Source organism: Casimicrobium huifangae (assembly GCF_009746125.1).
Classification (GTDB): domain Bacteria; phylum Pseudomonadota; class Gammaproteobacteria; order Burkholderiales; family Casimicrobiaceae; genus Casimicrobium; species Casimicrobium huifangae.
The window spans coordinates 2,123,901-2,136,349 of record NZ_CP041352.1 but is presented as its reverse complement, the minus strand read 5'-3'; the positions used below and the strand labels follow the sequence as shown (position 1 = coordinate 2,136,349).

The 12,449-nt window shown below is 61.0% G+C and carries 9 protein-coding genes; 6 read left to right on the top strand and 3 right to left on the bottom strand.

Translation table 11 applies throughout. From position 1 onward, the window contains the following. The first annotated feature begins 26 nt into the window (after positions 1 to 26). Both FKL89_RS09725 and FKL89_RS09720 read left to right on the top strand, forming a co-directional pair. A complete protein-coding gene (locus FKL89_RS09725; RefSeq protein ID WP_238363570.1) occupies positions 27 to 1,433 on the top strand; it encodes a Do family serine endopeptidase in 1,407 nt (468 codons plus the stop codon). Positions 1,434 to 1,830: 397 nt separating this feature from the next. Continuing rightward, positions 1,831 to 2,793: a potassium channel beta subunit family protein gene (locus FKL89_RS09720; protein WP_156862566.1), complete on the top strand. Its 963-nt coding sequence runs from the start codon at positions 1,831 to 1,833 to the stop codon at positions 2,791 to 2,793. A gap of 117 nt (positions 2,794 to 2,910) precedes the next feature. On the opposite strand, the gene FKL89_RS09715 is transcribed toward FKL89_RS09720, so the two are convergent. Together FKL89_RS09715 and FKL89_RS20495 are read right to left on the bottom strand one after the other, a co-directional pair. Continuing rightward, complete coding sequence (locus tag FKL89_RS09715; RefSeq protein ID WP_156862565.1) at positions 2,911 to 3,315, bottom strand: type II toxin-antitoxin system VapC family toxin; 405 nt, start codon at positions 3,313 to 3,315, stop codon at positions 2,911 to 2,913. Between the two features lie 10 nt (positions 3,316 to 3,325). Continuing rightward, positions 3,326 to 3,652: a type II toxin-antitoxin system prevent-host-death family antitoxin gene (locus tag FKL89_RS20495; RefSeq protein ID WP_156862564.1), complete on the bottom strand. Its 327-nt coding sequence runs from the start codon at positions 3,650 to 3,652 to the stop codon at positions 3,326 to 3,328. 413 nt (positions 3,653 to 4,065) lie between these two features. Between FKL89_RS20495 and FKL89_RS09705 the strand changes: the two genes are divergently transcribed. The 3 genes from FKL89_RS09705 to FKL89_RS09695 all read left to right on the top strand — a co-directional run bounded on the left by FKL89_RS09705 (position 4,066) and on the right by FKL89_RS09695 (position 8,123). Continuing rightward, the gene (locus tag FKL89_RS09705) at positions 4,066 to 5,757 is read left to right on the top strand and encodes a hypothetical protein (protein WP_156862563.1); all 1,692 of its coding nucleotides are present in this window, start codon (positions 4,066 to 4,068) and stop codon (positions 5,755 to 5,757) included. A gap of 223 nt (positions 5,758 to 5,980) precedes the next feature. After that, positions 5,981 to 7,186, top strand: coding sequence for an MFS transporter (locus tag FKL89_RS09700; RefSeq protein WP_156862562.1), 1,206 nt, complete (start codon positions 5,981 to 5,983; stop codon positions 7,184 to 7,186). A gap of 46 nt (positions 7,187 to 7,232) precedes the next feature. Next, the gene (locus FKL89_RS09695) at positions 7,233 to 8,123 is read left to right on the top strand and encodes a DMT family transporter (RefSeq protein ID WP_156862561.1); all 891 of its coding nucleotides are present in this window, start codon (positions 7,233 to 7,235) and stop codon (positions 8,121 to 8,123) included. Between the two features lie 29 nt (positions 8,124 to 8,152). Here FKL89_RS09695 and FKL89_RS09690 read toward each other — a convergent pair whose 3' ends face one another. Then, complete coding sequence (locus FKL89_RS09690; RefSeq protein ID WP_156862560.1) at positions 8,153 to 11,338, bottom strand: beta-propeller fold lactonase family protein; 3,186 nt, start codon at positions 11,336 to 11,338, stop codon at positions 8,153 to 8,155. 187 nt (positions 11,339 to 11,525) lie between these two features. On the opposite strand from FKL89_RS09690, the gene FKL89_RS09685 reads away from it, so the two are divergent. Next, positions 11,526 to 12,185: a glutathione S-transferase family protein gene (locus FKL89_RS09685; RefSeq protein ID WP_162527476.1), complete on the top strand. Its 660-nt coding sequence runs from the start codon at positions 11,526 to 11,528 to the stop codon at positions 12,183 to 12,185. The last annotated feature ends 264 nt before the right edge of the window (positions 12,186 to 12,449 follow it).

The window sequence follows — 12,449 nt, the reverse complement described above, 5'->3', positions numbered from 1 at the left end:
TTGCCTTCGAATGGATCATGCACCCCATGAAACCTGTTCGCGCCCTCCTTCTCGCCACCTCCACCAGCCTGCTGGCCCTGTTCACCGGGCAAAGCCTGGCGCAACCCGGTTTGCCCGCGCCGATGCCCCGCCAGGCGGCGCCCGGCCTCAGCGGTGCGATGCCTTCTCTCGCACCGGTAGTCAATCAGACGGCAGCCGGCGTGGTCAACATCTCAACGCTCACGCGCAGCGCCGAGAGCGACAACCCGATGTTCAACGACCCGTTCTTCCGCCGCTTCTTCGGCGCGCCGGAACGGCCGCGGGAGGCGCAGGCGTCTGGCTCCGGCGTCATCGTGGATGCGGCCAAGGGCTACGTGTTGACCAATCACCATGTGGTGAAAGGTGCCACCAAAATCGTCGTCACCCTGCGCGACCGCCGCGAGTTCACGGCCAAACTGATCGGCTCTGACCCCGCCACCGACATCGCGCTGGTGCAAATCCCGGCTGAGCGGCTCACCGCGGTCAAGGTGGGCGAATCGGATGCGCTGCAGGTGGGGGACTATGTGCTGGCCATCGGCAACCCATTTGGCGTTGGGCAAACCGTCACGTCCGGCATCGTTTCGGCGCTCGGCCGCGCCGGGCTCAATATTGAAGGCTATGAAGATTTCATCCAGACCGATGCCTCGATCAACCCTGGCAATTCGGGTGGCGCGCTGATCAATTTGCGCGGTGAGCTGATCGGCATCAACACGGCCATCATCGGCCCGACTGGCGGTAACGTCGGCATCGGCTTCGCAGTGCCAACCAACATGGCGATGCGGGTGATGGACCAGCTTGCGCGCTTCGGTGAAGTCAAGCGCGGCGGAATTGGCATCGCGGCCGTTGGCGAGGTCACCCAGGACATCGCGAAGGAGCAAAAACTTCCGGCCATTGAAGGCGCAGTGATCAACACCGTGATCTCCGGCAGCCCGGCCGACAAGGCGGGGCTGAGGAAAGGTGACGTCGTACTCAATGCCAACGGCCGGCCGGTACGTACCGGCTACGACCTGCGCAACCAGCAGGGCCTGACGCCAATTGGACAGGCACTTGATCTCACCGTGATGCGCAACGGCAGCCAGCGCCACGTGCGCATCACCATCGAGACCCCGGCCCGTGCCCAAGGGCTGAAGCCGGAAAAAGTCAACGAGCTGCCTGGCACCGAGCTGGCCAGCATCCCGAAGGAGCTGAACCGGCGCGGCGTCTACGTGCTCGACGTGGATGAAAGCAGCGAGGCCTATCAGATCGGCCTGCGCGAGAACGACATCCTGCTCGGCATCAACGGCAACTACGTCAGCTCGCCGCAGGAGGTACGCCGCGCGATTCGCGAGTCGAACCGCTTTGTCGTGTTCAACCTGTTGCGCGGTGATAATCGCATCGACCTGCGGGCGCGCAAGGGCGCGTCGCAAGGCGCCTAACGACAGGACGACGGCGCGTTGCGCCTAAGACGACGGCCTGCTTCGCGGCCTAGGACGACGCGCCATTCGGCGCTAGGACGCGATGGTTGCGATGAACTTTCTTCTGTCAATCGGTGCAGTAATGACCCACCATGAATTGAGAATCACTTTTCCGTTCGTGGTGAGCCTGTCGAACCATGAACACGGAGAAAAGAAATAATTCGTGCTGAATCAATCGGTCCCCATAGGCCGCAAGCAGCGCCTCGCACACCGCTCAATTTTGCTCTCGTTTGTTAATCTCCCTGCTAGAACAAGAATTCTTCCCCCCTGCTCGCGTCCTAGCCCCATCGGGGCGTCGTCTTAGGCCGCGCAGCAGGCCGTCGTCTTAGGCGCATAGCGCCGTCGTCCTGAACTAACCATGCAATATCGTCGTCTCGGCCGCTCCGGCCTCAAAGTTTCTGAACTCTCCTTCGGCTCGTGGGTGACCTACGGCAATCAGGTGGACACCAAGTCCGCCGTCGATTGCATGGCGGCTGCGTGGGATGCCGGAGTCAATTTCTTCGACAACGCCGAGGTTTACGCCAAGGGGATGTCGGAGACCATCATGGGCGAAGCGCTCAAGCAGTTGGGCTGGCGCCGCGCGCAGATGGTCATTTCGACCAAGTTCTTCTGGGGCATCAATGACGGCCCCAACGAGAAGAACACGCTCAACCGCAAATACCTGATGCAGGCGATTGACGGCTCGTTGAAGCGCCTGCAGCTCGACTACGTCGACCTCGTGTTCTGCCACCGTCCTGATCCGCATACGCCGATCGAGGAAACGGTCTACGCGATGAGCGACATGATCACTCAGGGCAAGGCGATCTACTGGGGCACCAGTGAATGGTCGGCTGACGAAATCCGCGCCGCGTATGAGATTGCCGAGCGCCACCATCTGCACAAGCCGGTGATGGAGCAGCCGCAGTACAACCTGTTCGCCCGTGAGCGCGTCGAGCGAGAGTACGCGCGCCTGTATGCCGACATCGGCCTGGGGACTACGATCTGGAGCCCGCTCGCGTCAGGCCTGCTGACCGGCAAGTACAAGGACGGCATCCCGGCCGACAGCCGCGCTGCGGTCAAAGGCTACGAATGGATCGCCGAACGGGTGACCGATCCGGCCAAAGTCGCCGCTGTCGAAAAGCTGCGCCCGATCGCCAGCGATCTAGGCTGCACCATCTCGCAACTCGCGCTGGCCTGGTGCCTGAAAAACCCGAACGTATCCACCGTCATCACCGGCGCCTCACGGGTCAGCCAGGTGCACGAAAACATGAAGGCGCTGGACGTAGTGCCGAAGCTAACCGCTGAGGTCGTGAAGGCTGTTGAAGCAGCGACGGCGGGTTAACGACAGCACATCATTGGTCGCGCAACGCATGTAGGAGCGGCTCTGCCGCGACCAGCCGCTAACAAAGTGCGGCACTGGATCGCGCCGGAGCGGCTCCTGCACAGTTGATGTGACTCGTCAGGCAACGCCCACAAATTCCACGTCGGCGCCATACGCCGCCAGCGCCCGATCTGCCGTCAGCAGACGCATGCCTTCAACTTTGGCCTGCGCCACCAGCATGCGATCGAACGGATCCCGATGATGCATCGGCAGACCGGCTAGCGCAGCCGCATGCGAGGCGCGCAGGTCAACCCGAGCGAGGCCGGCACGTTCGCAATCGGCTTCAATCGTTGCGAAGTCAAATAGTCGCACCTCTGGATAAATGCTCTGCTTGATGCCGGCTTCGTAGAACGCCAGCGTGCTGTAGGCCAATTGGTTCTCAGTTCCAGTCAGAATGTCCCGCGCTGCCACAGAAAGGCGTTCCGGCGCCGACATCGCCCACACCAGAATGTGCGTGTCCAGCAGGTAACGTGTGCCGCTCATCACCGGTCATTCACTTCGACTTCGGCGACTTGCCTGCGGCCTTGCCTTGGTACGCGCCGGGCGGCGGCTCATGTACTGCAAGCGGTGGCAACAAAGCACCGCCGTCGTAGACCATCGCCTCAATCTCGCGATCCATGTCAGCGAGCGCGGCCGCATCCGGGATGTTCAGCGCATCGCTGCGGGCAAGCCCAAGCAACATGCCGCCCGGCGCCTTGACGTAAGGCACGATGCGCGCCACAGGCTTGCCCGCACGCGCAATCACCACCTCCTCGCCACCTTCAACGGCCGCAAGCAAAGCTGAGAGTTTTGTCTTGGCATCGTGAACGTTGATTTGCATGGGTTGGGCGATTGAGTTTCAAATAGAAGCTTGCTTAGCTAATTTTAGCTAAATATTTGGCCGCAGCGGCAAGCCCGCAACGAGCACATATAGCTCCGCTGCGAAACCTTTATACAAGGTGGGCTCAAGGCACGTTTTAGTGAAAGTCGACAGACGGCGGAATTCCAGTGTCAACCCAATCCGAACGACACTTCTAGCCAAAAGCTGGTTGCCCGCCAACACGACTAGCGCCCGAATCCCACTCAAGCGGTCCTACGGGCTAGGCAAACTTATCAACTGCGTGACACTACTATCGCTATCGATGAGCTCGTGATCACAACCCCATTGACACGGTGGTTCCTCATGAGCGCCCGCGACTCAGATGTTGAGGCAGTCTGGTGCTGGAAATCGTCAATCCCTAGAAAATTGGCTAAATGCTTGATTCATCGAGAACATTGCTAATTCGATACCAGCACCCAGGCGCGGGATTTTCAGGTGGGCTCACAGACAGGTTGAAGCACTTCAATCTGCACGAGCATTTTCAGCGGTATCCGCTACTTGCCGAATATGACTGGCTGCGACCTGCCTTCCATGTCCCAGTGCCAGAAGCGTGGTTTCACAATTGGAAGAACTACCCTTGGCATCCGCGCGATTTAGCCGACGCCGCGCCACACTGGGCTGATTTTTTCGACGTTCAATGGTGGATTAAAGCCGAAGAAATTGCTTCAGAAGAGTGGTTCGTCCATCCCTATTTCCGAAAAGGCCACAGTGGAGTTGACTTCCTCGCGCACTCGACCCCCAACATCAACCGCGAAAGCTGGAACGTCTTGTGCGATAGCCAAGGCGCCGAGTTCGCTCCTTCGTTCGACTACTTCTACGAATGGCAGTTATTTCGATTCGCCGACGTTGTTCACTGGATGCAAGGGGAACATCCGCACTTCTGGCGACCGGGTGCGCACGCGAATCTCGTCCGCTATGCGCAAGAGACACCGGCTGAGCGCTTTGATCGGCCCGCCATTGCCCGAGGCTGGGATTCTCGTGCGAAGTCGTTCACCTGGCTGGCGCACTTCATTGCGTTTGACGAGACCTTTGACAACTACTCCTATCACTTTGCAGCTTCGCAAAACAACGCGGAACAGTCCTCAAAGCTAAGCGTGGGGCGCCACCTTCGCGAGCAAAGGGGACGCGGCGCACTCGACCTTGTTAGATGGTTGGGAATTGCGTCACTCGACATCGAACATGCGCTCAAGCATGACTTTCTTACGCTGGCGCAAGAGTGGCTGTGGCGGAAGTACGACAAGTCTGAGGCCATGCTCCCGCTGTGGCGTGCGCTGCAAAAGCAGATTCAGGCAGCCGTTGACTGGCTTTGCTTGCTGAATGGCAAGCAGCCTGTCGACTATCTGGCAAGTTTGCGCTACACGTTCATGGGCCAGCTTGAGTGGGCACCACTCGAAAATGTGCTGGGATACCCGCTTTGGCTTGCTTGCCGCGACGTGTCCAAGTTCATCGCAGAGATTTCGAGCCGCTACTTTGGGGATAGTCCCAAAAGCCTGGGGCCAGCATACACACCCAGTCCGATAGAGTTGCTGAGTTTGTGTGATTATTCCCCGCTTTTTGAGCAGTATCTCGACGCGCTCTGGCGCCTGCTTGAGGAAAGCACTCATCGACAGGGAGCGGACCCATTCAGGCCTCGCAGCCGTGCTTCCTGGTATCGAGTGATCGCAATCGTCGCCTTCAACATGCTCGAAGACGCTTTGCGGAAACGCGACGCCATCGGTGCGAGCAAGTCCAGCAAAGCGAAAGAAAGAAGTAAGCAGCAGGTGATGCGCGAAGTCGCATGCAATCTGGGTGGAAAGGGCGAGGACTGGGACCGTTGGTGCAAGGGCGAGCGAGTCAATACTGAAATGGAATTGCAGAAAATCTCCGAAAGTATTAAATCGGCCGCAACCAGAAGTGAGCTGATTCTTGCGTTCGCACTCGCTGTAGACGGGGTCCGCCAAGGCAATGCTCACCCACACGGAGCGGCTATCGATTGGCTCAGCGCGGATTGGGCCGGACCAATCTTCGATGCGCTCGATGTCTTTGTTCCATGGGCGCTGCGAGAACTTCAGAGCTCCAGCAGTTAGCTTCAGGTACGCTCTCACTCCAAAGTGAGTCGTCTGACAATCTCAGGCGCCGACAACACCCTATCAACTTTTCACTGGAAGCCACACATAAATGGGGCTTCAAGCTGTTTTTTTCGATTTCTCGACTTCAGGCTATTTTCGCCTTGAGCCCCCAGCCAAAAAGGCTTCCAACAAAAAGCTGGTGCATCGTCACCAGCCCACGCTTTACCCGTAGTCCCCTCTCTTGCTCAATCTCACCCCCTACCGCACGCTGTTCGCTGACCGTGAGCTGCGGCGCATTGTTCTCTCCTCCATCCTGCCGCGATTGCCATTTGGCATGAACGCGCTTGGGCTGACGCTGCTGGTGCAGTCGCAGACGGCGTCGTTTACCCGCGCCGGCATGGTCAGCGCGGCCTACATGTGCGCGCTGGCGATCCAGGCACCGATCATTGGCCGCTACGTTGACCAGAACAGCCCGCGCGCCGTGATGCTGCCGCTGGGTTTGCTGCACGCGATCGCGCTGCTATTGCTAGTGTTCGCGGTGACGCAGCAGGCACCGCTGCCGCTGGTGCTGGCGGCGGCGTTCTTTGCGGGTGTTGTGTTCCCGCCGATCTCGATGACGATCCGCGCGATGTATCGCAAATCGGGCATGCCTGACGCGCAGAAGCAGAGCGCGTTTGCGGTGGAGTCGGTGATCATGGAGACCTGCTTCATCCTCGGGCCGCTGCTGGTGAGCCTGACCATGCTGGCCGGCTCGCCCGCATTCGCGGTGGCAGCGTCAGCAGTGATGACGGCGGTCGGCACCTGGCATTTCTCGCGTTCGGGCGCGATCGCGCGCTGGGGCGAGGTTGAGCGTGGTGTCGAGCGGCACTGGCTCGGCCCGCTGAAGTCCTTCGGGGTGCGCCGCGCGCTCGTGCTGTCGTTCTGCTTCGCCATCGGCATTGGCCTCAACGAGATTGCACTGCCCGCGTTCGCCAACGCCAGCGGCTTTCCGGCGCGCGTTGGCTGGTTCTACGCGGCGATGAGCATTCCGTCGGCGATCATGGGCTTCGCCTATGGCTCGCGGCATTTTTCGTGGCCGTTAAACCGCCAGATCATGGCAACCGGGCTTTGGCTCGCAGTTGGGTCGGCGCTGATGGCGGTGTGTAGCGAGACTTGGAGTTTTTTGCTCGCCTGCGCACTGACCGGTCTTGCCTTTGGCCCGATGATCACCGCGCTCTCCTTGCAGCTCGGCAAGCTGGCGCCCAGCGAATATTCAACCGAAGCCTTCACCTGGAGCATGACGCTGTTCATGATCGGCCTCGGTATTGGCTTCTGGGCTGGTGGCGGGCTTATCGAGCGCTTCGGCGTCCTGGGCACATTGATGGCAGCGGCGGCGCTGATGACGGTCGCCGCAATCTGTTGTCTCGGTGTGCCGGAAGTGCGCAACGAGGGGCACAACGCCTCGTAAGCAAGACCTACAAAACTACCCTATCGTTTCGTCCTGAATTTCAACCATGACCAGCAGTACGCCACAACAGCATCGCCGCGCAATCCTCACCATGGTGCTCGCCACCTTCATGTGGAGCATCGCTGGCGTCTTCACACGCCATCTCGATAGTGCGAAGAGCTTTGAGGTGACCTTCTGGCGCAGCCTGTTCTGCGCCATCACGCTGATCGTGTGGTTCGTGTACACGCGCGGCGCGACGGGTGCAGCAGCCTACGTGCGCGCCAGCGGGCGGCCTGGCCTGATCTCGGGCCTGTGCTGGGCCGTGATGTTCACCTGCTTCATGATCGCGCTGACGCTGACTTCGACGGCCAACACGCTGATCGTCAATGCGTTATCGCCGCTGTTCGCCACCATCCTTGCCTGGGCAGTATTGAAGACGCCGATTGCCACGCGCACCTGGCTGGCGATCGCCGCCGCCTTCGCCGGCATGGTCATCATGTTCGCCAGTCAGGCGCAGGCCAGCGGCGCGGCTCTGTTCGGCATGGCGGTGGCGTTTGGTGTGCCGGTTGCGTCCGCCATCAATATCGTCACGCTGAAGCGCACCGGCGCCCATGTCGATCTGGCACCGGCAGTGCTGCTCGGCGCGCTGCTCTCCTGCGCCATCACGCTGCCGCTGTCGCTGCCGTTTGTCGCCTCAACGAAAGACGTGCTGCTGCTCGCAATACTCGGTGTCTTCCAGCTCGGCATTCCCTGCGTGATGATGGTGCGCGCCAGCGCCCACCTGACGGCACCGGAGGTCGCTCTGCTCGGACTGCTCGAAGTGTTGATGGGGCCGCTATGGTCGTGGCTCGGCGCTGGCGAGACGCCCGGCGCATCCACCCTGATCGGTGGTGCCATCGTGCTGGCGGCGCTGGTCGCCAACGAGATCGTGCCGCGTCGGCAAGCTGCGCCGGCTTGACGCGACGCGAATAGCAGTTCAACAGGCGGTCACGACGGCGCGCACATCACCACGCCTTCATTGACCCAACCACGGGCAACCACCTGAGCGATTGAGCTGGCACTGGTCGTGAACCGATGGTTGCCATCAATGCCACGCGCGGCGCCGTTGTTGTAGGCGCGATAGACCGGTATCGTGCCGGCGACGCAGGTGCCGTTGACGGCAGGGGTCGTCGTGAAATCCAGACTTTCGAAATTAAGCCGCTGCTGCGTCGCTGGCGTGCTCGCTTGCAACGAACGAAGCAAATCGCACTCCGACTGAATCGCCGTGTAGAAATGCGAGTTCGGCCCCGGTGAAACGCTGCCGTAGAAGCGGCACACTGGCGTGCTGCCACCCTGCTTGAACCATTCACCCGTACGCGACCAGCCCGGCGCGATGCCACTGTCGAGCAAGGCCTGATCGCCGCCGCTGGCAGTGATGAAGTACTGGTCCATCGCCGCAAAGTAGTACTCGACGACAGCGTTTGCCGGCACCGGCCCACCGTTGAGCGCAATCCGCTTGCCATCGCCGGGCGGCGCGCAGGTAAAGCTGAGCGGCTGGCTCACGCTCGCCAGCGCGCGCAGGCTGGCATCACTGAGCACTGCACCACTACGCATCTGCCAGTTGCCGTCACTTTGCATCAGGCCAGTGTGTGCGATGCCATCGATATTGGCCCGCACCACCAGGTCGCAGGCGGCACGCGGCGTGGTCACGCGGGCTTGCTGCTTGAGCAGATTAAGCCGCGCCTCCACGGCGTCCACTGCGCCGGGCCGCCAGGTCACCTGCTGTCCGACCACCGGTAGCAAGTCACTATCCATCGCCAGCATGAACGCGGTCACCTGGCCGCGCGAGGTCGCTGCGGGTGCAGGGAAGTTGAAGACGGGATCGCTGAAGAAATTGTTCAGCGTGTCGATGCTGCCGTCGTTGGCGAAGCCAAAGCCGCGAATCTGCGGACCGGTCGCCGCGCTGCTGTCGCCACTGAAACCGGACATGCCGAGCTTCTGGACCATGTTGCGCAGATGCGGTACCTTGAAGTTCTCGGTGATGCGGAAACCCTCGAATGACATCAGGCCGCCGGTACCGAAGCGACCAGCAGCAGGGTCAAGACTGTGACAGTGGTTGCAACTGCCCAGCAGGGTGATGTTATTGACGTTGAAATAGATGTCACGTCCGGCTTGTTCGGTCGCGTTCAGCGAGTTGTCGAGCGCCCGCACCGGATTGGGCGGCATCTTCAGCGCCATTGCAAAATCGGTGAACGCCTGCATGTCGGCTTCGGACAACGGCGTCTGCCGTCCTACCAGACTGACAAACGCTGGATTGAATTCCTTGAACGAGGCCTCTTCCAGCGATTCGACTCTGCCACGCACCGTCTGCCGGTTGCCGCCGGTGCGGTCGCCACGCCAGTGCGTCGGACCGTTCTTCGCCATGCCGCGCAAGGTCTGCGTGGTCATCGGACCTTTCATGGGATGAAAACGCGGCGTCGTCTTGGGACTGTTGGCGACGTACGGGTTATTGTTGGTTTTCGGGCCGTCATCCGGATTGCCGAGATCCCACGCCAGATGATCCACGTCTGCGAAGGTGTGACACGATGAGCAGGCGCTGGTGCCGTTGCTCGATGTGAAATTGGCGTCGTAGAGCAGGCGGCGGCCCGTCTTCACGCGCGCGCTGTCGGGTGTGAATAGCACCTTGGTAGTCAGCACGGCTTTGTTTGCTGTGTCGACAATGCTCACGCTGTGCGCAATATGTGAGTACACGAACAACCGCGTGCCGCCCGAATCAAGCGCAAGTCCAGCCGGGCCGTCCGGCACAGCGATGTGCTGCGCGGCGTTGGCTGTGAAAGCGGCCGTCGACAGTGACGACACCGGAAGCGCGGCGACCTTGGCAGAGCCCAACGCAGCGACGTAAAGCGTGTCGCCGGCAGGGCTGAATACCATCGCCGTCGGCTGCGAGAGGCTGCGCGCCTTGTCAGCCGCGCTGATCGCCTGGCCTTGCGGCAACGCAAAGTTGACATGCGAGTTCAGGTGCACGGCATCTACCGCACCGCTCGCCGGGTCAACCACGCTGATCCGGCTTTCCGCAATGCGGCCACGCACCGTGCTGGCGCTGGCACCGGGGCCTTCAAAGCGAATGTGGTTTTTGGCGTCGGTGTTGCTCACATACACCTTGCCGCTGCCGGGATGGACAGCCATGTTGAACAGCGTCGTGCCTACGCCACTCACCCGCGACTTCAAAGTCGGCGTAGCCGCGTTGGCATCGATGGCGAACAGGTCGTAGTCAGGCAGCGAGAACTTGACCGAGGACGACCAGTCCACCTTCGCCTCGTCGCGCCAGGCCGAGCCGTCGAACTTGACGATCAGTCCAGTATCAGGGGCGCGCACGCCGTCGCTGCTCGCCAGCGGCGACGGTTTGCGATTGAACACAGCATCGCGATGCAAGGTTGTCGTGCCATTGCCCGAGAACAGCGGCGCGGCGTAGACCGTTGCACCGTCGGCGCTGACGGCCAGGGCGCGAGGCGTATCCGCAAACAGCGTGAGAATGGTCAACGGATTGCCGTTAAGACTGTCGTCGAGATTCGCTGCATCAAACACCCAGACATCGGCGCGTCCCTGACCCGCCGCGGTGAGGCTGGCCGATGTCAGGTTGGGGCGATTCTGGCCGCGAAAGGCTGCAGTCACAAAAGCACGGTCGCGATTGGGCCCGGCGAACACAATGTCCCTTGGCTCGTCGCCCACCTGTAACGTACGCAACACGCGCGGCGTACCATCGAGGCGAACCACACTCACCGAATCCGAGAGGTGATTGACCACCCAGATTTCGTTGCCGTTGCGCTCGGCGACCGCGACCGGCTCCAGCCCCACAGCGACGGTACTGGCCAGGCGCAGCGTATCGTTTTCGACTGCGTAGATTTCCAGGCAGTGCGCCGGGCGATTGGTCACGTACAGACGCTTGCCATCAGTCGACAGTGCAATCGGCCGTACCGGCCCGCTTTCAAACAGCGTGACGCTGCCAGCAATGCCGTCGTCGGTGACCGCATCGGCGCCGGTACCGCACTGAAAGACTGGTCGTTGCAACGTTGTCCCCAGCGATTGCTCGATCAGCGAGTTCGCCACGCCGATCTTGCTGCCCTGCCCGCCAAAGCCGACGAGGCCCAGCAGGATAATCAGCGTCCCGACTATCCGTAGCGCATTTCTTCGCATCGCAGGTCCCCTCCGTCTTGTGATGCCATCGCGGCTTTCTTGCGTTTCATTCTAGTGGCGCAAAGGAGAGCGTGAACGAGGCGTTTGCACTTGAACACCGAATCGACGCCGTCCGTCAAATTTGATGACACAACCCTGGCCGCCTGTGCGGACCTGCATCGTGGACAATCACGGCAAGGAGAATGACATGAAACTTTACGGCAGCCGCAATTCGCGTTCGCTTCGCTGTGTCTGGGCACTGGAAGAAGCAGGCGCCACGTATGACTACGTGCGGGTCTGGATGATGAAGGGAGAAGGCCAGGCGCCGTGGTTCAAGTCAGTCAATCCGGCGGGCAAGATCCCGGTGCTGGAGGACGGCGACTTGACGCTGACCGAGTCCGCTGCCATCGTGCACTACATCGCCGAGAAATTTCCACAGTCCGGTCTGCTTCCTGCCGATCTGCGTAGCCGCGCCGAAGCGCATCGCTGGACGTTCTATGCGCTGACCGAGCTGGAGCCGCATCTCTGGGCCATCGCACAGCATCGCTTTGCACTGCCCGAGGACAAGCGCGTCGCAGCACTGGAGCCCACCGCGATCTGGCAATTCGGCCGCGCGGCAAAGGTGATCGAGAAGCGGCTCGCCACTTCACCCTACATTGCTGGCGAGGCATTCACCCTGGCAGACATTGTGGTGTTTCATTGCCTCGTGTGGGCATTGTCAGCCAAGCTGGAACTGGCCGGCGAAGCTTGCGTCGCCTACATCGATCGCCTGAAGCAACGCGACGCCTACATCCGCGCGACCGAGCGCGAGCGGCTTGAGGCAGAGCGACACGAAGCGGAATACGCGGCGCGGATGGCCACGACGTAGCCGTTGCAAAGCGACTGCAACACCGCGAGGCGGTAGCTGTCGATAGCGACTCGCCTGCACTGCGGCGGCTGCCCTGTGTCCGCTCTGCCCTAATACGCAACTCTTGCGCCAGATCAACATTCAGCCGCTGAAGCCAGTATCTGCATATGCGAACGATTCGCATTTGCTATACAATTATCGGTAATTTCTGCGGCAAGCCACTCCCGTTCGACGCACACCACAGCGGGGATCAGCCAGCCAGTTGCCAACCCACCGCCCTGTTGT